We start from the raw sequence: 22026 nt of genomic DNA, 5'->3' as shown, positions 1-22026 counted from the left end.
AGGACCGTCCAAATACATCGTGCCGGCCCCGGAAGGCTCGCGCGGCTAATCATGATTTATCCTGCTTGGCGTGGTTACCGCCGATGCGAATGGTCCGCCGCGGGGGGTCGGGGACCTGCGTACGTTTCCCAATACGAATCTGGGGGGCCGGCTTGTCTTCCGGCCGGTCCATTTCCGATCTGACGGGGGTATCGGCGGGTGGCGGTACCGCGGCCCGCACGATCGGTCGAATCAGGGGCTGGTCGTCGGTAAAAATACCCTCCTTGCGGTTGACGATATTACGCGGTTCACCGTAGGCCTTCACCCATTCCGCCACTTTGGGGTCTTCCGGGTAGGGAGGCACGAAATCCGCCAGATAGTTTTTGTACTGCAGGATCTCTCCAACCCGCAACACCAGCTGGCGAAGGCTGTAATCGATCCCATAGCTATTGACGTTCCCGCAGATCTTGCCTTTGAACCGACCGACCGACTGGATATTGGGGTGCCAGACGTCGGTACGCATGAAGATCGAGGCCGGGACCAGCGGATAACGGGTGGGAATAGTCAGCTCCATTACGTGCCGGTCACCGTAAATCGGTTGGGCCTCTGCGTCAATACCCGTTATCGTCCGTAAATGATAGGTGACGTGGTAGACCGTGGGAATCTCGAGAGAACCTACGGTGGACTGTACCGTCCACTCAATGACGTCACTGTTTTCCTGAAGGTCCCACAGGTCCACATGTTCCTTGGCGTAGAGCAGCCAATTGCGTTTAGTCTTGAAGATGGGATGATCGAAGTCGTAGTTCGGGCGCGGCATGAGTATCGGATTTAGCGGTCAATACGGCTACCAGCCACCAGATCGGGAACCAGGAGTATGGTTTCGCCATCGTGTATGCCGAGGTCATGCAGCGTCTTATGATCTTCGATGCGCACGTTGCCCGTCTTCGATATGAGCTCGTAAAAAAGCGGTTCACCCTGCTGCGTTTGTCGCGGAGCAACATTCTCACTCAGCAATCCTTCGAGTATCTCCTGACCGGTTGAAAAGCGCGGTAATTCGACGTCGAGCTGTTCGCCACCGGGCATCACGCGTACGACAATGTTGAGGAAGTCTGACATAATTGGGTATTATAGATTTTGGATGGGTGCGCGGATGGCTCGGTCTTCCGCCGGCACGACCGTATTCAGGGAGAAGTAGCTTCCGCGATCACCGCCGAGCGATACGAAATGCATCTCGTCATTCGCCTCTACTTGTAGGATCTGCCAGGGCGGGATGCCGACCTCGAGCAGGCTGGCGTCGGGCCGGGGGAAGGTCTCGTCCAGTGTACTGACCGTCATTTCGGGCGGTATACGGACCGTTTCCCCCGCCGAGAACTGGTGGTTTCGGTAGGTCTGTTCGTCAATTCGGAAGCGCGGCAACAGCACCGGAGTGGCTACCTGGCTATCCTCGCTGTACAATTCCAGCACCACGTCGTATTCCAGATGAACGCGGGGTCTTTCGACGTCCAGCAGAAGACTCAGTTCGTCCAGGAGCTCCCTTACGGACATACGCGCGGAAAGCATGTCGGCTTCTACGATATTTTCCCAGGTGGAGTGGCTCAGGCAATTCGCCTGGAGGGGTTTGGCGGGATAGAATTTACTTTCGTTGCTCTGCCCGTCGTAGAAGTACCGCTGCCGGCTCAGCAACTGGGCGTGGTTGCCGTAGATAACTTTAAAAGCCTCCTGGACCTGCATCGCCCCGATGATCGAGGAAGAAATGGGCGTCGTCGGCAGGCGGCCCTGGTTGGCATTTCGTTTGGCGACGTCGTTACACCCCAGTCGGTACCGAATGATCTGCCATTCCTGGGGCCGCAGGCCACATTCGTAGCAGGAAACACCGGGCTGAAAAACGTCCAGCGAACCGGCCAGATTGAGGATACCGCCGTTGATCCAGGTCTTGTTCAACCGGTAGGCGTAGCGGTTCAGGTGCAGTCGGGCGACGCGGTTGTCGAGGCAACCGATGAAGACATCCATGGTATGCAGGAATCCCAGGCCGAGATCGTAGATGATGTCTCCGTTAAACCAGCCGACCTCGCAGTTTGGATTAATATCCCGGACCCGCTCGGCGGCTACCTCCGCTTTTATCCGGCCAACATCCCCCGGGCGAAACAAGACCGACCGACTAAGATTCCCGTATTCGATCGCGTCGAAATCGACTACGAATATGTGTCCGACATTAAGGAGTGCCAGGTTCTTGAGCACCTCGTTTCCCAGCGCACCGGCGCCCACTACCAGCACGCGTGCGGCCGCTACCTTTTCGGCATCCCACCACGAGAGGAGTCGATACACTTCATCCCACTGTTCTTTTCCTGGTGACATTATTGTGCTGTTCTGGCAAGTGACCCACCATTTGCAAGGCGTCCGTAGGCATGGACCTTATTTCCTTTGGCAAACCGGTTATCCCTTTATGCTTCCCCTCAGCGATTGTTACCGCTCCCGCTAAAAAATTATCTCTTCGTACTCCAGGCTATCCAGAATATCCAGTAGAGAATCCCGCCGGTCGGTAAAGTGGCCGGTCACCCCCACTCCGGAAGCAATCACCGCTTCGTCGCGGTACTGCAAAAAGTCCTTCTCCACGCCTCGATCCCGGAAGCGCAGGCAGACGTGCGGTCCGGTAGATAAACCGGTCGACCCGACGAAACCGATCACGTCTCCCTGTTGTAAAGGCGTACCGATCTCCGTACCGGGTCCGAAACTGCTCATGTGCAGGTACATGGTACGGAAGCGCCCGTCGTGGGATAGCTCTACGTACTTTCCATTGTTGGGATCTTCCGCCCGCCGGGTAATGCGGCCCGAAGCCAGGGCGTAAATAGGTGCTCCTTCCGGCGCCGCAAAGTCCGTACCGCCGTGGGGCCTAATTTCCCCCGTCACGGGGTGGCGGCGCTGGGGATTGAACCGCGAGGAAACGATCCCGAACTTGACCGGCGCCCGGAGGAATTGCCGGCGCAGGGTACCGCCGTAGTAATCCACGTAGGCCGGTGCGTCCGCCGCGCCAATTCCAAATACGCGGTAGGCTTGTCCGGGTGTTTCAATTTCCACCGCCTTCAGCGCCTTGACGCCGATGGGGCGTCCGTCACGGCGTTCCTCATCGTAGATCAGTTTGTAGCGGTCGCCGGGGCGCAGGTGAAATAGGTCCACCGTCCACTTGAGTGCCTCCTCAACGACCGGCAACAGGGTGTGGTGCAGCCGATCGCTTTCCAGGATAGACACCCAGAAATTCTCCGTAATGATCCCGGCGTACCGTACCTCGTGAACGGTCACTTCGCGGGGAATAGCGGTGACGTGCGCATAGGGCTGGAAGCGCAGACTGAGCAGTGTCGTGTCGTCCCGCTCGAAGGTCAGTACCCGGGCCGGGCCGCCAGGATCGGTACCGTATTCCACCCGATAAAGCGTGCCGGAACGGACGGTCAGGTCGGGGGGAACGGCCGGATGGGCCAGGAGGGTAGCGCTCACCTCCGGGCCGATATTGAATTTGGCGAGCAGCTCCGGCAGCGCTACATCTTGCCGGATGACTCCGTCGGAGATGGCGGTTTGGGGCGGACTTTTTACCTGCGCTCCGTCGCCCGCCTGCTGTTCGACTTCGGCCTCCGGTTGGCCCGTTGCGCTGCCCGCCGCGCGCACCAGCAGCCATCCGGCGATGACGACCCCGACGCCCAGTAAGACCAGGCCCGTCACCCGAATCCGAAATCCGCGCCGCGGTGAGGTAGCGGAGGAGCTATGGATGCTGATTTTGCGACGGCTGCTCACGAGAGATCATTTCAATCCCCAGCCATCCGAGTCTCCGGCATGGTTATCCTGCGAAGAATCGCGCGGGTGGTTGCGGGTGGTAATTCGCAAGGAAGCACCGGCCGGGCGAACCGTAGGACGAATAGGTTGGGCGGCGTTGCTATTGTCCATACGCCCATAGCTGCGGTTGTTGATGATGGTGGGCGTGGCGATCTCGTGGTAATCCAGCTGCCGGATCTGAGAAAACAGGCGGGACACGAAGCCCATAAACTTATTGACTTGCGTGACCAGGTGATGGATATCGGAGTGCTGATAATCGCAGTCGCACAGATCGTTACAGAAGCGCATGAGGTCGGTAGCCGCTACCCCGTCGATAAAGTGGGCCAGGTAGTTCAACATGTTCTCCTGGTTGCCGGCCAGTCGTACCTCGTTCCGGATCGTCCGGGCCAGCGCCATGAACCAGTTGAAGAGCAGAATGGGCTCACCCTGTGGCAATACCAGGCGGTAGGTGTCGAAGTGCTCGTTGATGTAGCGGATGCAGGCGTGGGACAAACTGAGCAGATCGGCGGATAATTGGTTACCCTGGTTGTTGCGGTGCTTGTCCTTAATCTTTCGGATGATCTCGAAATTGTCCCCCTCCGTGGCAAGTAATTGTTCCTTCCACTGGTGGTGGTGGTGCAGCAGCTGTTCGCTGACGTTGACGCGCACGACCGGAGGAATGAAATCCCGGTCCCGTTCGATACCCTGGTAGGTCTTGATGATGCGCGCCAGCGTCAGACCGTGCGTCATATTGTCCGCCCGCACCAGGTCAATGGCGGGTACGATCTCCAGATGCACCTTCGCGGCGGCGAAGGGTTGACGCAGGGGCACCTCCTCCGGGGCGGGACTACCGATACCGATCCGTTCGCCCGGCTGGATCCGAAGCACCACGTGCCAGGTATCCGCTTCGGAGAAATCGCGGCCGTACATGAGGTCCGACATCCTTCGCTGCAGTTCGGCGTTGTTTTCGGGGCCGACCACCAGGAGGTAGCCGGCGCGGGTAATGGCCAGGCAGCGCCGCACTTCCACCCTTTCGGGGGTGACGACCAGATCCAGCCCGCCGTAGTTCGCCGAGGACGGGAGCAACCCGTATTGGTGGTCGGTCAGCATCGCCGACTGGGTCAGGGCGATCTGCTCGTGGAGGTTCGACTCCTGCTGCTGAAAGTGGGATTTATTAATCTTCATGCCGTCCACCCAGTTGACCGGCCAGAATTCTCTCGTCTTCATAGTCTACGTTTTAGATTCCCAGACCCGTACCCGTTCGGCCAGGATTCGCTCGCCATCCCGGAGGTCGGTGGCCCGCAGCGGATCCTCCATGGGTAAATAATCGCGGTAACTTCCCCACCAACTGCGGGCCGGACGGTATAGCAGCCAACCGTAGAGGAAGTCGGATTTATTTTCGAAAGCAATCGCGATCTGCCGGGGAGAGCGACGTTGTACGTTATGCTGGTAGAGTAAATGATGAAAAGCCTGGCCGAGGGAGGTACGCCGCGGAATACTCAGATCGTAAGTGACCGTATCCGAATCCCCCTCCCGGAACGGGATCTCGAAGAAGATACGCAGGGCGTCGGCCGAGGGCTCGATGACCGGAGCATCCCGGTGTACGGGTAGCATCCAGGGCTCCCGGTACTTGATCACCACGGGTATCGCATTCCACCGCCGGTAGGCTTGGAATACGGCCGGGGGCACCAACAACAGCAGGGAGGCGCTGGCGGCGTAGGCCAGGGGGACATCGTCCGGCATTCCTGCCGGATCGCCGGGAAACACCAGGCCTTTGGCCAGCAGGGCGGACAGGAGGACCAGCGTCGCCAACGCCCAGAGCGCCGAAGCCTGGGGCAACTCCCACCGCCAGATAGCCTGGGCGTCAAGCTCCGATAAATGCTGCTTGTGCCAATACCACCAGGCAAAAAGGGCAAAAGCCAGAAAAAGCAGTAACTGCAGCCCTACTAAACCGATGTAGTCTCCCGGTCGACGGTACAGTAAACCCACGAGCGCGAACAGGGTAGCCGTCGCTACCGTACGCATGGCCAATCCGACCATTTTGCCGGTGAAGATCTTTTTGTCTCCCCGGGCCGCGTACATCCAGATGACGGCCAGGAGAAGCAATACGGCCAGGACAATGAAGATTGCTTCGTAGGTCATACGGAAGGCGTTAAGGTGGCCGTCAGACCCAGGCGCGAGGCCGGTATCCGATCGTCGGCCAGGCGGAAGGATTCCTCGGCGGGTTGGAGGGTGATTTGCAGCCGGACATCCACTTCGTAGGGCACCAGGCATTCGTGGAGAAGTTCGAGCATGGCCGTTCCCTGGCCGGCGGGCAGAAATTCCTCGCTGCGTTGCCGGCTCAGCGGACCGACGGTCACGACCAGGCCGGGAAGTTCTTCCTCCGGCCGGCCGTCGAGCGTGAAATCCAGGCCAAGGATGGTTCCGGCAGGGGCCGGTTCGCCCGGTTTGGAGGGGCCGGCTGACCGGCGGTAAGCCAACTGAACGGGAGCCAGTAGCAGGCTGCGATAGCAGAGCGCCATCAGTTCCAGATCGCCACTGATTCGGTGTGCCAGTGGCAGGACATAGCCCAGCAGGGGCAAACGGTCGGGATGAACGGCCGCGCAGCCCGGCCAAAGCTTTAGGAGCAGGTTCCGGTAAAGGGGGCTGGTGAAGGCGTCCGTAAGATTCCGTTCCTGTAGGGCCACCTTGATGGCTGTCGCACTAAGGACCTGTTCGAAGGGGAAAAAGAAGGCCCGGGCGGCTGCTTCCCGTGCCCGGGCGGCTTCACTCTCGGCCAGGCGGCTTTTCAATTTTTGCGTCGGGCCGTACGGTTCGGGCCGGTGAAAAAGGTGATAGGGAAGCTGGTCGTACATTCCCTCCCGGTGGGTACGGACCTCCAGCAGGTCACCCGACGGCTCCTCCTTCACCTTGGTGCCGGCGATGTCTTGTCGGTAATTCCGCGCGAAGGTGCTCGTGGCCCGGATACTCAGTTCCTCGGGCGAAAGCATGTCGGCGTTTACCAGCTCGGCCAACAGGAATTCCATTCGGGCCGGGTGCCGGCTCAGGACCTGTTCGATTTCGTTCAGCCGGGCCGCTTTCATACCGCCAGCTTTTCGGCGGCGATCACCCGGATGGGCAGTACGCCCGCGCTGTTCCGATTGAGTTGACGCTCGAGCGCCGACAGCCGGGCAGCAATTTCTCCGCTTTCCTTTCCCGCAACGTCCACGCTGACTTCGAGGATGCGCTCCACGCCGTGCTGCCCCCCGTCGCCGCGGGCGTAGGCTTTTCGGATGCGGACGCCCCCGGTAAGCAGTCTCCCCAGGTCGGCTTCACAGAAGGCCCGGATGTCTTCCCGGGTCACAATGCGTCCCCGGGATACGATGGCTTTTTTGTACGCGTACTTCCGCTCCTGGTAGGACAGGGGGGCCCGACCGCCGGCGGTGGTCGTGACCAGGTGCAGGCTCTTCCGATCGATTCCGGCGAAGCGGACCAGCTCCAGGGATTCGCCGGCCAGGATGTCGTTCGCCGCTTCGGCCCGGGTGCTGAGGTACACCACGTCGACGAAGCGGTCTTCGCTCAGTGGGCTGACGATCACGAAGGCCCGGCTACCTACCCCTTCCGGTTCCAGTTGAAGCTGTTGTTCCAGATCCTTGAGGTGCTGATTTAGCGCGGTAATTTTGCTCTGCAGGGCGTCCTTGCCGTAGGCGCTGAAGGCGGCGCTTTCCTCGCGCAGGAGATCGAGCAGCTGGTAAAGCATGCGTCCGGCATCGCGGTGCTCGAACTTGCCCAGATCGCGCTGGCGCACGCTGTACTGACCGGCCTGGTAGCGGCGGATATTGGTCAGCGGGACTTCGTCGTAGGCCAAGCCGCGGCGACTTCTGACCGCCAGGATGTCAAAATAATAGTGGTCGGTATCCAGGGGAATAATATTCACCTGGTCACGAAGTCGCCCGGCGACTTCGTGGGGACGCAGATTCGCTACGGTCACGGGGTTCACGACGCAGGTGGTGGCCTGTAATTCCCGGCTGCTCATTTGGGTGGGAAAAACCACCCGGATCCAGACGAGCTTGCGATCCAGTACCACTAGCTTCTCCGGCGCGTAATGGGTTTCGAATTCCGGTGGGTAGAAGGCGGTCAGCGACGAAAGCTCGAGCTCGGCGCGCGGCGCGGCAAAACCTTCCACGGTGACGAGATGGTCGGCGTAGAAACTACTGATCTCCGCTACTTCACGGGGGTAGCGCCGGTATTCGCTCTCTAGAAACCTGTCCGCCGTGGCCGCGCCGTTACGCGATCGTTGAAGGTCGCTTTCACCGGCCACCCGCAGCGGGTGGCCGCCGCAACTCCATTCGGCTTGCCGCAGCCACTCCAGGTTTTCGTCCAGGTGCAGGGCGTTCATCCAATTGAAGTAGAAGCGCAAATTGGATAGGGTGGATACGCTCCGATCCAGGTCCAGGCCAATGTACAGGGTACTGCCCCGTTCCGCCAGTCCCCCCTTCCCGGCAGCGATTTTTTCCCGCCCCTGTTTTTCGCTAATCGCCCACAGGGTCGACCCGCCCGCCTCCAGACAGGCGATACGTCCGTTGACCACCGGCGTCGGGCCGAGGGGCCGAAAATAGACCTCTTCCTTTTGCCCCTTGCGGTCGATCGAGGTGTACAGCTGAAGATCGGGCGTTACCGTTTCGGTTCCCTTTAGCGCCCGCACGAAGGCTATGGCGTGGGCGGGCCGCGGCCCCGTGCTGACTTCCGGGGCGAGCTGCTCGAGCATGCGCTCCATGATGCGGGTTTCGGACTCGGCGAGCATGCGCTCCAGTCGCGCTACTTCTCCACTGCATGCTTCGACGAGGAGGCGGACCAGCGGGTCAAAAGCCTGCAGATCCATGTCCGACTCCTGGTAGCCCCAGTGGCGGGCGGCGGCGCGCAGGATGCGGTTCCTGATTTGTTCTTGTCCGTCCATCACCGATCGTTTGTTTGCTCGATGGCCACCGGACTGAAGTACAGCTGGAAGGGCGGGGGCGAGAAGGCCGTATTGGTCTGTAACAGCCTCCCGGAAACCTGCATCTCGATGCGTTTTTTAAGGGAAAGCATACGCCGGCCCCGGTAGGACGGGAGCGGACTGTTGAATACCCGGAAATTTACCTTCAGGGTGGCCGGATCCAGGCGGGGCTCCCGCTCCGTGATCATCGTACGGATGCTCTGCTCCAGCTGGTGGCGACGATTTTCCAGCTTGGCTCCCGACTCGAAATCGTACTCCCAGAAAGCACAACCGAAGGCGGGATCGGCCCGGAGGCTGCCGAAGTGAGAGATCAGCATCAGTAAAATGTGCTGCCGTACCGATTCGTGGAGATCGACGGTGGGTGCGCGGCCACCGGGGCGCATCAAAGCGGTAAAATCGGTCGGGAGAGCGTAGTTCTTCATGGGGCTTAGTTCAGTTTGACCATGGGGGCGGTAACGGTGACCGTGGCGTCCCCACTAAGGGTCGTATTCGCACTGCTGAACTCGGCGCTCAACCCACCGGATGCCGCTACGCTCATCTGTGCACTGAGGTTGATGTTCTGACCGGTGGCGTCCAGGTTCGCGTTCGTCGTGAGGCTGAGGTCCTGGCCTGCGGACACGGAGAATCCCTGTCCGGCACTTAGGTCGGCGGCCTGGCCGGCGGAGACCGTGATGTTTTCCTCCGCGGTGATCGTGATATTTTTTCCGGTGAGGTTGAGATCTCCCGCCGTCATGATGTCGATGGAGGTATCGCCCTGGAGACTGAGTCGTATGAAATTCATCCCGTTCTCGATCGTAATGCTTTCCTCACCGTCCGCGTCGGAGAGAATGACCTGGTTTCCGCTGCGGGTACGGATGATCTTGGAATTGTTGCTGGGGTCGGCGGCGTTGGCCGGTTTGACGCTGCCGTGGTAGACGCTGCCGAGTACGACCGGCCGGTCGGGGTTGTTGTATTCGAAACCTACCATGACCTGATCGCCGGTCTCGGGCACGAAGTACGCGCCGTGCCCCCCGCCGGCACCCGCGGCGGCGACCCGTAACCACGGCGTTTGCTCGCCGGATTCCTTTTGCCAGGCGAAGGTGACCCGCACGCGACCCAGTTGCTCCGGATCCTGGTTGTCGGTGACCTCGGCGGGTTGGGTCTCCGCGGCGGGCGGAGCAATGTTGTGGTCGCTGATGGGCGGCACCTCCAGGTTGGCCGGTATCCCCTGAAAGGTATTGTGGTAGTTGCCCATCCCGTCGCAGTGGTGGGTGATGCGCAACAGGCGGAAGCTGCCGTAATCGTCGGCACTTTCGGACGCATTTCCGTTGAAGTTGCCGGGTACCGTGCGGACGTTGACGACCTGACCGACCTGCAGATCCAGGCGGGAGCTTTCCGCGAACAGATTAATGAGGTTGGCGGATTGGCCGCCCCGCCGTCGCTCGGCAAAATGCTCCAGGTGCACTTTATCCGGAGCGGTGAAGGGTTCGGCGAAGACCGGCGCATGCTGGAAAAGCCCGACCGAGGTGTCGAAGACCAGTTGGCTGAAATCGTCCAGTTCGCGCACCTTGGCGCGCTCGGCCGAAACATCGAAGTGCTGGTCACCTACGTAATCGTAGCCCAAGAGCTTGAAATTGGCCGGGACGACGTCGGCCGTTACTTCCATCCCGCTGAGATCCTTTCCGAAAAGCAATTCCGATTCCTCGCCCTCGGCGGGGGCGCCGAAGCGGGCGGTTTCGCCGTCGTAGTAAAACCATTCCCCGTGGGTGGCGGTGAGCCGGCGGAGAAAACGGTAGGCTGTCTCGCGGTACTGGGTAACGTACGGTAAGGGTTCGGTATACCGCACGTCTACCTTCGTCGCGAGATCGGGAAAATCACCGGTTACCGTCTGGATAACATCCGCCAGCGATTGCTCGGAAAAGGAGCGGTTGTGCGGTCCGTCGTCTAGTAGGCGGGTCGGACTGAAGCCCTGTAACACGAGTTGAATGACCGAGCTGGCCTGCTTGCTGAGTTTGACGTTGGTGATGATGCCCTTGAAAGTGAGCTGACCGTTACCGGCGCGAATACCGGCGCGGAGCTGGATGGTGATCGGCTTACCGACGTACGTTCTTCCCAGTTCCATCAGGGCGCCCGACCGTTCCCGGTAAGGACAAACGATCGAAAACGAATGGTGATCGTTCCAGGGCTGTTCCAGGGTCAATACCGAAATCGGCCCCAGGGGGGTTCCGTCGATTACGATATCCGGTACGGCCTTGCCCGCCATGAGAAAATGATTGGGTAATGGAAAAGAGGAGACCGGAGGCCATCAGCGAATGCCGGGCCTCCGGAATGAGATTTAGCTAACCCAGGTCTTCTTGAGCTCGCTCTCCTGCATCTTCATGGTCTCGGCGGAGACGGTGAAGTGCTCGACCATCGGCTGGTCTACCTCCCCGTTCAGGACGTTGAAGGTTTCGCCGTGCTCGACGATGTAGGCGTTCTCGAACGACAGCACCTTTGCGGGCGTGGGGTCGTTGCGCTTGTAGAACTCGATCTCGCCGTTCTTCTGGGCGAAGGCATTGATCATCCAGTCGAATAAGGTGATATCGGAAGATGACTTAATGGTGAGACTGATCTTACCGCCGTGGACGCCGGTCGCCGGCATGCCGGACTTATCCGTCTCGCGATCCATCTGGTAGCTGCACTGCAGCACTTCCACCGGCTCGCCGCCGTCTAACTTTAACTTTGCTTCAAACATGGTGTAATGAATTAAAGGGTGAATTGAATCGGCCGTCCCCTACCCTCCCGGGGCGGGACGAAACCGGTTATAGTCTTGCCTGCTCAGGCTACGTTGCTATCCCAGTCGGGCGGGGAATTCGGGTCGTCGCCGCTCTTGCCTTCCAGGTTGATCACGAAATTGCGGGCGGGAAAGAAGGGGGTGGCGTGGACCTTTACCCACACCCGGTCCTTTTGATTCGGATCCCGTTTGATTTCCACCTTCCCGTATTTTTCCAGGATGCCGTTCTTCTGGCAGTTGAAGAAGAATTTGGCTACTTCGCGGTGAATATTCATCTCCGCGTTGGTGCTGATGTTGACGAACAGCATTCGGTTGAGGTAGTCCATCAGGCTCTTGGTGAGCCAGTCGAAGGTGCGCACCACCGAGTACGTCTGCATACCGAGGTTATCGCCGTTGAAGAGGGTGCGCTGACTGAAGGCCTGCACCTGTCCGTATTCGTAGGCCATAGGCACGAGGCCCATTTCCCCGAGGTCCGAAAGCTCGTTGGCGCGGGTGACGAAACGGGTACCTTCCACCCCGCGCAGCACGCCGAATTTCTTACCGGCGGATACCTGGGCGATGTTGTTGGCGTACATCCTTCCGGCAAGGGCGGTGGAGGGCGGGATATACAGCGGGTCGGATTCGCCGACATCCTCGTTGGCCGGCCGGCCCACCAGCCAGTTACAGGTCATCATCACGTTGCCCTTATGCTCGTCGGCGCCAGTGTATTTACCGGCTTCCCAGAGTTTCATGACCTGATCGGGATTCGCCAGGTCGCGGAAGTCGGTCAGTAGCATCGCTTTCGCCTCCTGGGCCGTCCGCGCCCATTCGTCGATGACGGCTTTGGAACCGAGGAAACCGGGTACGACCACCAGACCGTAGCTGTTCATCAGGTCGAGCCGGTCAAATTTCTGCTGGAGTTCGTCACCGATCGCCTTCAGGAAAATGGGGTTATCCAGGTCGTTCAGTTTCTCCAGCGGAGCATTGACGAGGGTGAGGTTCTTGACCGGCTTATCGCCCGCGGCGTTGCGGTAAAAGTTGGCCACCGACCGGTAATTCGTTTCCAGCTTCGCGATCCGGCCGAGCGTCTTTTTCAGGTTCTGCTTGAGCAGCGCGTCCGCCGCCTCGTGGCGGGCGTTGCTCTGCTCGATCATTTCGCCGACGTTCTCCACTTCCGTGATCAGGGCGATCCAGTCCGCGAGGCGTTGACGGAGCTGCTGCCGTTCCCGTTTGTTGCTTTCCTCTTCAAGGAAGATGTCCTTCAGGATCGAATCGGGCTCCATGTTTTCGGCGCCGTCGACGCTGCCGGCGACCAGATCGAAGCCGCCGTATTCCTCCAGTGAGTCGACCGCGTGGGCCACCGCCTCGGCGGGTACCGCGTCGGTACGGGTAGCCGTCTTTTCGGCCGGGGCGCCGGTTGCCGCGCTCTGTAATTCTTCCTGTGCCATGGTGCTTGTATTGTGCTTCAGTGTTAAGTACTCGGTTTATGCTTCGTCTTCCAGTTCCTGCAACATGGAGCGCAGTACGGTGAGGTAGGCTTCCTTCTTTTCGGGGTCGCTCAGGACGCGTTGCAACACCTTGTTGTTCTGCAGGCGGGTGGCGAAGGTGGAATAGTTCGCGCGCTGCTGGCTGGTCTTCCCAAGAAATTCGCTCTGCCGGAGCAGGGCCTTTTCCCCGAAGTCGCCGAGATTGGTGAAGTGAAGTTCCTCGTTGATGGAGGCCCCTTCCGCGTCGTTGAATTCCATCTTTACGCTCGGCTGGAAGTGCTCGAAGACGTCCTCGATCGTTTCCAGCTCGTAGGTCATCTCCGGGCGGGTGGCCGGCTTGTCGGTCAGGTCGGCGGTGAGGATGGTCCGGTTCTTGGGAATGTCGGCCATCGCTTCGTTGGCGGCGTCGACGGTTTCGTAGATGAAGCCGTTCTTACGTAAGTCTTGGTTGGAGGTGAAGTCTGCCATGTGTGTGGTTTATTGAATGTTGAATCGGGCCTCCCCCGCTTCGTCGAGGTCGATGCGCAACTGCTGCCCGTCGGCGAGCTCGCCGGAGATGATGAGCCGCGAGATGGGCTTCTGTAGATCGTTCAGGATGACGCGGCGCAGCGGCCGGGCGCCGAAGCGGGGCGAGAAGCCCAGCATGGCGTAGTGCCGTTCCGCTTCCGGCGTCATTTGCAGGTCTATTCCCTTCATTCGCAAACTGTTACCGAGTTTGCGGGCCTGGATGCGGAAAATTTTTACAATGTTCTTTTCCGTGATCGGGCCGAAGGGGATGATCTCCGTCAGCCGGCCCAGGAATTCGTCCTTGAAGTGCCGGCTCATGTGCTCGGTCAACTGGGCCGAGGTCGGGATGTCGCCGCGCTCGAAGCTGTCCACGATGTACTCGTGGCCGATATTGGAGGTGAACAGGATGATGGCGTTGGTGAAGTCCCCCACCTTCCCCTGCTTGTCCGTCAGCTTGCCGTCGTCCAGCACCTGCAGGAAGACCTTGAAGACCTCCGGGTGGGCCTTTTCGATCTCATCGAACAGCACCACCGAATAGGGCTGCCGGCGGATACGGTTCACCAGTATGCCGCCCTCCTCGTAGCCGACGTAACCCGGAGGTGCGCCGGTCAGCGTATCGGCCGCGTGCTGCTGGGTGTACTCCGACATGTCGAAGCGGATCAGGGCCGATTCGTCGTTGAATAGGAAATCGGCCAGGGCTTTGGCCAGTTCCGTCTTTCCGGTACCGGTGGGTCCCAGGAAAAAGAAACTCCCGACGGGGCGACCGGCGTCGGCGATTCCGGCCCGGCTCACCTTCACGGCGCTGACCACCGACTGGATGGCCTGGTCCTGCCCGATCACCCGCTCGCCCAGGCGCTGGGCCATGGTGTCGAGTTTCTGTTTTTCGTCCGACTGGATTTTGCCGATCGGGATGCCCTTGGCGTAGGCGACCAGGGCGGCCACGTCCCCGCTGAGGATGCTGTCTTTGTCCGACTCGGCGTGCCCGTCAAGGGAGTCCAGCAAGCGGTGGAGGTAGGCAATCAGGTCTTCCGAACGCTCCATCCCCCCTACGTCCAGCAGGTCTGGCACCTTACCCAGCAGGATCGGCGAAACGGCATCGCGCAATTCACTCTCGAACCACTTGAGTTCGGCCAGGTACAGATCGGGATCCTGTTCAGTTCCGGTTTCGGTCAGCTCGGTGAGTCGCTGGCGGTAACGGGCTACCTCATCACCGCTTGTCTCGACCATCATACGTACGGCCGCGGCGGTCCGATCGATCAGGTCGATGGCGGCGTCGGGAAGCTGCCGGTCCTTGAGGTAGCGGGTGGCCAGGTGGACGGCCTCGCGCAGCGCGCCGGGGGTGAGGGTAAGCTGGTGGTGCTCCCCGTAAGCGGGGGCCAGGGCCTGGAGCATCCGGACGGCCTTCTCCTCATCGGGCTCCTCCACCTCGATGGTGTCAAAGCGGCGCTTGAACGCATCGTCCTTTTCGATGTATTTCCGGTACTCGGCGTGGGTGGTGGCCCCGATAACGGTCAGTTCGCCGCGGGCCAGTTCCGGCTTCAGTAAGTTGGCCGCGCCCCCCGCCCCGCCCTGGGGGTCGAGGAGGATGTGGATTTCATCAATGAAGAGGATGGTTCCCGGACGCGCCTTGATTTCGGCGAGGATGGACTTGAGCCGTTCTTCGATCTCCCCCTTATAGGCCGCGCCCGCGATCAGGGAACCCGTGTCCAGCTCCCAAAGCGTGGCCTCCCGGAGGCGCTCCGGTACTTCGCCCGCTACGATAAGTCGGGCGAAGCCTTCGACCAGGGCGGTTTTACCTACCCCGGGCTCCCCGACGATGATGGCGTTCGGCTTGGTGCGCCGCCCCAGTATCTCGGCGATCTTGCGAATCTCCCGGTTCCGGCCGATAATGGGATCGATCTTGCCCGCCCGGGCGGCGGCGGTCTTGTCGGTACAGAATCGCTCCAGCTGCTTGCCCTTGCCGCCGGCCGCCACGCCGTTGCCGCTAGCGACGCCGTTGCGGGCCGACTTCTCTACCGGCTGGTTGGCTACCTCGGCCACGTAATTGGCCAGCAGTTGCTGCTCGGTCAGGGGGAACGACTTGAGTTCCTCGGCGGTAAACCCGACGCCGGGTTTGCACAGGGCAGCCAGGACGCAGGCGCTGTCGACCCGGTCCAGGGAAAGCTTGAGGCGAACGATATCCGCCGTGCTCAGTACCCGCTCGACCGCGTCGTCGGGGGTGGGCTCGGTCGCCGGGCGGGCGCTTTTCGGATACCGACGCAGGCGCACCTCCGCCCATTCCCGCAGGCGGTTGAGATCGACGTCCATGGTGCGCAGCATACTCGACAGGCCGACATCGTCGTGGAGGACCGCCTTCAGCAGGTGCGGCGGGCCGTACTGACTGCCCCGGTATTCCCGGGCAATGGCGGCGGCAATGCGGTTAGCCTCGCGCAGATCGGTGGTGTAATTCCCGAGAGTGAGCAATTTAAATTTTGATTAAAGGTGATCGATTGACCCTTTATGCTGCACCCGACGGAGAGGTTACTATAAAATTTGAAAAAGGTGGTAACTTTTTTGATGGACCCTGAATAGACCTACGTAGGCTCCCTCCATCCGAGGCGGTACTCCTTCACCCATTCACCCCCGGTGCTACCGGTCTAATTAAGCGCCTTGTCCACCAACCCGCACAGCAACGCCGCCGTCCGCCGCTTACGGCAGGTACAGCGCCTGTATACCGAGTCGGTTACCACGGAAGCCGGAAGGCTGATGCTCTGGATCGCCGGGCCGGAGGAGAAACCCATGATCGAGGCCTTCGTCCTGACGGAAGATTCCGCCGGGGCGGTGACCCGCGACCTCTTCCTGACCTTCGTTCAGGGTAATCCCGATACGTCGGACTACCTCGCCAACCTGGACGCGGAATTTCGCCTCCAACTGGAAAGCGCGCGCGATACCCTGCTCGGGCAGGGAGTGCCCTTCGAGCCGTATCTGACACCCCTGCGCTCCGGCGGACTGACCGGCTTTCTCCGCCGCATTCATTCGTTTGCCGGCACGCTCACCCATCACCGGGGACGAACCGTCGTCTTCCTCAACCCGGCGCAAGGTCGCCCCTCCGACTCCCTGGCTACTACCCTGCAGCAGCTGCTGGTCTCCGGGCTCCCTGCGGGCCTAGACGTCATGGTCTGCGACACCGAAGACGGGCCGCTCGGACGCCGCTTCACCGGCCGGGAAGATTGGCATGTCCGCACCCTGCGACCGGAGCTGCATATGGACCAACTCGCCCGGGAACTGGCGGCCGAGGGGGACCCCGAAGACCCGGCGGTCCGCTTTCGCACCCTGTTCTTGGAAATGAGTCAATCCGGAAGTCGGGGCGCCTTCGACAGCATGCGGGAGCAGGGGGAAGCGGCCCGGCAACTCGCCCAGCAACAGATCGGCTGGGAGCACCTGGTCGCCACCGTTCTGGCCGCCCAGGGGGCCCACCTGCTTCCCCACGCAGACCGGCGTAAAGAAGCCGTTTCCCTCTTCCGGCAGGCCCGCGAGGCCGCGCAACTGGCTATCGACGTAGGCAATCCCGCGGGTCGGGCCGTCCTGCTCCAGTGCCTGAACTTCGAGGCGGCGGGCTTACTGCACGCCAAGGAATACCCCGCCGCCGCGGCAACTTACGAGGAAGCCGCCGCCCGGGCGGACCGGGAAGACGAAGCCTTCCAGCGCATGGAGGCTTACCGGCTGGCGGCCTGGTGTTTTGATCGCGGCGGAGCGCAGGAACAAGCCTGGCAATGTAACCTCGATGCCCTGCAAACAGCCGAAACCATCTCCCCCGACCTGCTTCGTGGATCCACCCTGCCGTACGTCGGCCAGGCCCTGCTCGAAGGCGTCGAGCGGATGAACCGGCACGATGCCATCCGCGACATCCGCCACCGGATGGAACGGCTGGTGGGTGCCGACTGGGAGGAGTTGATCGAACGCGCCCAAACCCCCGCTACGCCATGATCGCCGCCAAGATGATGGACATGGTGATGGGCGTGGACATCCACATCGTACAGCCACCGGGACCGGTGCCGCCCATCCCGTTCCCCCACCCCTTCATCGGTATGGTCATGGACCCGATGGAGTTCCTGCCCTTCATCGGCGCTTCCACCTGGGTCAACGGCATGCCCCGGGCGCAGGCGGGCAACGAAGCGAAGGGAGTTCCACCCCACATACCGCTGGGCGGCACCTTTATCAAGCCGGTAGACAGCGAGGGGGAGATCTTCATGGGCAGTGCTACCGTAGTGGTGGAGGACGAGCCCTTTAGCCGGATGTCCTCGCCGGTGTTGAGCTGCTCCTGTATCGGCATGCCGAGTCCGCCACGGCCGAAGGGGAAGGCGAAAGCCGGGTTGAAATTGCCCACCTCCGTGCTGATCGCCATTCCGGGCGGTCAACTGGTGATGGTGGGGGGACCGCCGACCATTTCGATGATGGCCATCGGGATGAAGCTGGGCATGGCGGCCGGGGGGAAGTTCTTCAATAGATTCGTGAAGAACTCCGGGGCGTATAAAAAACTGTGCGCCAAAATTCACGACGCGGCGAGCCTGGTGACCCGGCACCTGCCGGAGAACCTGCGCAATAAGATCCACCGGAATATCTGTAGCGTCATCGGGCACCCGGTGGACGTCGGGACCGGGAAGGTGTTTACCGATCGCGTGGACTTCGAGTTACCGGGGCCGATCCCGCTGGTATGGGAACGGATCTGGTATTCGACTTCCGGGCACGCGGGCGCGCTGGGCCACGGCTGGCACCATAACTACGACTTGGAGTTAAGCCGAGAGGAGGAAACGCTGGAACTGCGGCTGCCCGACGGGCGCAACGCCTTTGTGGACTATTTCTTCCCCGGCGAGGAGATGTACTTGCGACAGGAAAAATTGCGGTTTACGCGCGACGACACCCACTTCATCGTCACCGACGAGCACTACACCGCGCACTACTTCCGGATCGACGACCTGACGGTCAATGCTTCCGCGAAGTTGGATTGTATCCTGCGCCCCGGCGCCCCGAAAATTACGTTTGCCTACGACGGTCGGGGCTGCTTGCGGGAGATCGTTGACAGCGCCGGTCGGCGTCTTACCGTACTGACGGATGCCCGGGGAAGAATTACGGCCATAGAAGCCCCCCACCCCCAACCGGGTGACAACGGCGCTAAGGTGACACTGGTCCGCTACCGTTACGATGCGGCCGGCGACCTGGTGGAAAGCACCGACGCGGTGGGCGGAAGCTTCCGGTACACCTACCGGGATCACCTGCTGACCCGCGAGACGAACCGCAACGAGCTCTCCTTCTACTTCGAATATACGGGGAAGGGGCAGGAGGCGTGCTGCGTGCATACCTGGGGCGACGGCGGCATCCACGACAATACGGTCACCTACGACACCGAAAACAGGGTGACGCGGGTGGTGAATAGCCTCGGGCAAGTGACGCTGTACCACTATAACGAAGACGGACTGGTGTGGAAGACCGTGGACCCGCTGGGCCACGAGCGGCTGAGCCTGTACGGCGAGGCCTGCGAACTGCTGCGGGAGGTGGACGAACTCGGCCGGGTGACGAGCTACGTCTACGACGCGCTGGGCCACCGGAGCGAGATTACCTACCCCGATGGCAGCCGGATCAAGCTAACGCGAAAGGACCACCTGCTGGCGGCCGCGAAGGACCAGGTCGGGGGCAGCTGGAGCTGGGTGTACGACGAGCTGCATCGCCTGGTCGCCCGGACGGATCCGACCGGGGCCACCACCGCCTACGGCTATTCCGGCCCCAACCTGACCGCGATCGTCGATCCGGCGGGTAATCGGACCGTGCTCGCCTACGACAAAGAATACAATCTAACACGGCTGAGCACGGCCGACGGTGCCAGCAGCGAATGGCGCTACGATCGCCTGGGGCGGGTAACGGCGGCCACGGACGCCCGGGGCAACGTACGGAACCGCAAGCTGAATTTGCTCGGTAATACCCTGAAGGTGCGGGAACCGGACGGCAACGTACGGGTGCTCGACTACGACGGCGAGGAAAACATCGTGCGTGCTAAAGACCGGCAGTACGACGTGGCCTTCGAGTACGTCGGCATGAACCGGCTGGCGGCGCGCATCGAGGCGGGGACGCGGGTGGCCTTCCGGTACAATACGGAGGAAGAGCTGGTGGCCATTGAGAACGAGCATGGTTCGGTCTACACCTTCGGGCTGGACGACTGCGGGCGGGTGGTCAGGGAATCCGGATTCGACCGGCTGACGCGTACCTACGTGCGGGACGCGGCCGGACAGGTAGTGCGCGTGCGGCGGCCCGGCGACCGGGAAACGGACTACGCCTACGACCGGGTAGGCCGCGTAACGGAGGTCAACCACTGGGACGGCAGCGCGGAACGCTACACCTACCGGGCCGACGGGGAACTGACGGCGGCGGTCAACGGGGCGATCCGGGTAAGCTTCGAGCGGGATCGTGTGGGGCGGGTACTCACCGAGCGGCAGGGCGGCTTCGTAGTGACTTCTAAGTACGACAAGCTGGGTAATCGGGTAGGATTGACGTCCAGTCTGGGCGCGGACGTAGCCATCCGAAGGAACAAGATGGGGGACGTGGAGGAAGTGATCAGTCAGACGGGCAAGGCCGACCCCTGGGCGGTGCAATTCGAGCGGGACATGCTGGGTCTGGAACTGGAGCGGAGCTTACCGGGCGGCGTACGGAGCAGGTGGCAGCGCGACCGGCTGGGGCGACCGGCCAAGCAGATCACTACGGTGGGCGGGGAGCGGGAGCGCAGCAGAACCTATCAGTGGGGAGTGAACGACCGGCTGCAGTCGATCGTGGACTCCGCGAAAGGTCGCTTCGAGTTCGAGCACGACGTCTTCGGGAACCTGGCGGCGGCCACCTACCCGGACGGCAGTCGGGAGCTGCGGATGCCGGACGCGGTGGGAAATCTATTTAAGACCGGTAATCGTGGGGATCGGAAATACGGTCCGGCGGGGCAGCTGCTGGAGGCGGACGGCACGACTTTCCGATACGATCCGGAAGGGAATTTGATCAGCAAGACCCGAAGCAACGGCGAGCGCTGGGCTTACGAATGGAACGCGGCGGGGATGCTGGCGCGGGTAGTGCGCCCGGATGGCCGCGTGGTCACCTTCACCTACGACGCCCTGGGCCGCCGGATTGCGAAACGCTACGGCCGGCACCTTACCCGCTGGGTGTGGGACGGCAACGTGATGCTGCACGAGTGGCGGGAAGAGGCACCGCCTACGCCCATTGCTACGCGGCAGCAAGACCCCGGCGGGGAAGACCGTGGTAAACGGATTACCATCCGCCGGCGCGACGAGCAACTTCGCACTTCCCCCGGTCAGGCGCCCCCCTCCGCCAATGGGAACGGTCACGCTAAGCCGGTTGCAGTCGACGAGCCCGCCGAAACCATCACGGCCGTCGCCGGCGACCTCACCACCTGGCTCTTCGAACCGGAGAGCTTTTCCCCCCTGGCCAAGCTCACCCCTACCCAGGATTACGGCATCGTAACCGATCACCTCGGCACGCCCCTGAGTATGTACTCGCAGGCAGGCACGAAAAGCTGGGAACTGGAGTTGTCGATTTACGGTGATACCCGTACTTTAGATGGCTGGCGCGGGGAATGCCCCTTCCGCTACCCCGGGCAGTACGAGGACGTGGAGACGGGCTTGTACTATAATCGGTTTCGGTATTTTGATCCTGAGGTGGGGGGGTATGTTAGTCAGGATCCTATACGTTTGGCCTCCAATACATTCAATTTAATTGCCTACGTACCTGATACTAATTCCTGGACGGATGTTTTTGGATTGTCTTTCGGAAGTGGAAAAGGTCAGCATTCCGCTTCAGTGACAGTTTTTGATCAAAGTGATAATATTCTACACCAAGAGGATTTAGTTAGTGGAAATATGACCCCTGAAGAAAAGGCCCTAGGATTTCCTCAAAGTACATTAGCTACACATACAGAAAACAGGGCTGTCAGAAATATTCCGCTTGAGCCTGGTCACCGAATGGAGATTATTGGACAGTACCCACCTTGCAACTCATGCCAAGGAGCTATGAGGAGAGCATCTTCTGGGGGAAGAACAGTCGAGTATCTGTGGGTTGAGGATGGTATTCCTCGGCGTATGACTTACGAGGATGGAAAGAAAATAAAATCTAAATGTCACTAGTGAAAACTCCAGAATTTTCTTTTACAGCGTATAATATTCAAGCTTCTGATATCGAAGAGGACGAGTATTATTTGATATCATATGCAGACGATGGAGTAGATCCTGAGAATTATATCATCATTCAATGTGCATATACGTTTGATGATATGGACAAAAAACAAGGTATTGATAGCGCATATTTTGAATCCTCATTTGTCCAAATTAAAGGATATTTCGTAATTGACCAATGGGTGACACGCCAAATGTCAACAGAAATTACCATAACGAGCAAATCTACTATGAAAATGTATAAATTTATAATTGAACATAATTTTGAGTCTTTACCTTCAAACTATGAAGAAGTCGTAAAACAAATTTTAGCTAATAACCAATAATTTTTACTTCACTCTTTAA

At 60.4% G+C, this 22026-nt stretch carries 17 protein-coding genes; 3 read left to right on the top strand and 14 right to left on the bottom strand.

The genetic code is table 11. The annotated features are described in order from the left end of the window. Positions 1–49: 49 nt before the first annotated feature. From CLV84_RS08670 to CLV84_RS08605, 14 genes are all read right to left on the bottom strand, one after another. Positions 50–796: a ubiquitin-conjugating enzyme E2 gene (locus CLV84_RS08670; RefSeq protein WP_104419319.1), complete on the bottom strand. Its 747-nt coding sequence runs from the start codon at positions 794–796 to the stop codon at positions 50–52. A gap of 11 nt (positions 797–807) precedes the next feature. Then, on the bottom strand, positions 808–1095 hold the full coding sequence (locus tag CLV84_RS08665; RefSeq protein WP_104419318.1) for an EsaB/YukD family protein: 288 nt from the start codon (positions 1093–1095) through the stop codon (positions 808–810). A 9-nt stretch (positions 1096–1104) separates the two neighbouring features. Beyond that, the gene (locus tag CLV84_RS08660) at positions 1105–2334 is read right to left on the bottom strand and encodes a HesA/MoeB/ThiF family protein (RefSeq protein ID WP_104419317.1); all 1230 of its coding nucleotides are present in this window, start codon (positions 2332–2334) and stop codon (positions 1105–1107) included. A gap of 120 nt (positions 2335–2454) precedes the next feature. Beyond that, entirely contained in the window at positions 2455–3762 is a 1308-nt protein-coding gene (locus CLV84_RS08655) for a peptidoglycan DD-metalloendopeptidase family protein (RefSeq protein ID WP_104419316.1), read from the bottom strand. A gap of 6 nt (positions 3763–3768) precedes the next feature. Beyond that, positions 3769–5007 carry a hypothetical protein gene (locus tag CLV84_RS08650; RefSeq protein ID WP_104419315.1) on the bottom strand — a complete coding sequence of 413 codons (1239 nt, stop codon included), beginning with the start codon at positions 5005–5007 and terminating at the stop codon, positions 3769–3771. 3 nt (positions 5008–5010) lie between these two features. Then, positions 5011–5922: a TssN family type VI secretion system protein gene (locus CLV84_RS08645; protein ID WP_104419314.1), complete on the bottom strand. Its 912-nt coding sequence runs from the start codon at positions 5920–5922 to the stop codon at positions 5011–5013. After that, positions 5919–6863, bottom strand: coding sequence for a type VI secretion system baseplate subunit TssG (locus CLV84_RS08640; RefSeq protein ID WP_104419313.1), 945 nt, complete (start codon positions 6861–6863; stop codon positions 5919–5921). The genes CLV84_RS08645 and CLV84_RS08640 overlap by 4 nt, the downstream gene beginning before the upstream one ends. Continuing rightward, positions 6860–8716, bottom strand: a complete 1857-nt coding sequence (locus tag CLV84_RS08635) for a type VI secretion system baseplate subunit TssF (protein WP_104419312.1) — start codon at positions 8714–8716, stop codon at positions 6860–6862. The genes CLV84_RS08640 and CLV84_RS08635 overlap by 4 nt, the downstream gene beginning before the upstream one ends. After that, complete coding sequence (locus tag CLV84_RS08630) at positions 8716–9177, bottom strand: GPW/gp25 family protein (RefSeq protein ID WP_104419311.1); 462 nt, start codon at positions 9175–9177, stop codon at positions 8716–8718. The genes CLV84_RS08635 and CLV84_RS08630 overlap by 1 nt, the downstream gene beginning before the upstream one ends. Positions 9178–9182: 5 nt before the next feature. Beyond that, on the bottom strand, positions 9183–10997 hold the full coding sequence (locus CLV84_RS08625; RefSeq protein WP_104419310.1) for a type VI secretion system Vgr family protein: 1815 nt from the start codon (positions 10995–10997) through the stop codon (positions 9183–9185). Positions 10998–11069: 72 nt separating this feature from the next. Then, positions 11070–11468, bottom strand: coding sequence for a type VI secretion system tube protein TssD (gene tssD, locus CLV84_RS08620; protein WP_104419309.1), 399 nt, complete (start codon positions 11466–11468; stop codon positions 11070–11072). Between the two features lie 83 nt (positions 11469–11551). Further along, the gene (locus tag CLV84_RS08615) at positions 11552–12934 is read right to left on the bottom strand and encodes a type VI secretion system contractile sheath protein TssC (RefSeq protein WP_104419308.1); all 1383 of its coding nucleotides are present in this window, start codon (positions 12932–12934) and stop codon (positions 11552–11554) included. Positions 12935–12970: 36 nt separating this feature from the next. Continuing rightward, a complete protein-coding gene (locus tag CLV84_RS08610; protein ID WP_104419307.1) occupies positions 12971–13441 on the bottom strand; it encodes a type VI secretion system contractile sheath small subunit in 471 nt (156 codons plus the stop codon). Positions 13442–13450: 9 nt separating this feature from the next. After that, positions 13451–15943, bottom strand: a complete 2493-nt coding sequence (locus CLV84_RS08605; RefSeq protein ID WP_104419306.1) for an ATP-dependent Clp protease ATP-binding subunit — start codon at positions 15941–15943, stop codon at positions 13451–13453. Between the two features lie 186 nt (positions 15944–16129). Here CLV84_RS08605 and CLV84_RS08600 point away from each other — a divergent pair, with 186 nt between their 5' ends. Genes CLV84_RS08600 through CLV84_RS08590 form a run of 3 tightly spaced genes read left to right on the top strand, consistent with a single transcriptional unit; the run spans position 16130 to position 22007 of the window. Beyond that, on the top strand, positions 16130–17446 hold the full coding sequence (locus CLV84_RS08600; protein ID WP_104419305.1) for a hypothetical protein: 1317 nt from the start codon (positions 16130–16132) through the stop codon (positions 17444–17446). Next, positions 17443–21633, top strand: coding sequence for a DUF6531 domain-containing protein (locus CLV84_RS08595; RefSeq protein WP_104419304.1), 4191 nt, complete (start codon positions 17443–17445; stop codon positions 21631–21633). The genes CLV84_RS08600 and CLV84_RS08595 overlap by 4 nt, the downstream gene beginning before the upstream one ends. Next, positions 21624–22007 (top strand): Imm10 family immunity protein, encoded by a 384-nt coding sequence (locus tag CLV84_RS08590; protein WP_104419303.1) that lies wholly within the window; start codon positions 21624–21626, stop codon positions 22005–22007. Before CLV84_RS08595 ends, CLV84_RS08590 begins: the two co-directional genes overlap by 10 nt. Positions 22008–22026: the final 19 nt, after the last annotated feature.

It is taken from the genome of Neolewinella xylanilytica (assembly GCF_002934605.1).
GTDB lineage: Bacteria > Bacteroidota > Bacteroidia > Chitinophagales > Saprospiraceae > Neolewinella > Neolewinella xylanilytica.
The sequence above is the reverse complement of the archived record's forward strand: the minus strand, read 5'-3'. Positions and strand labels throughout refer to the sequence as shown.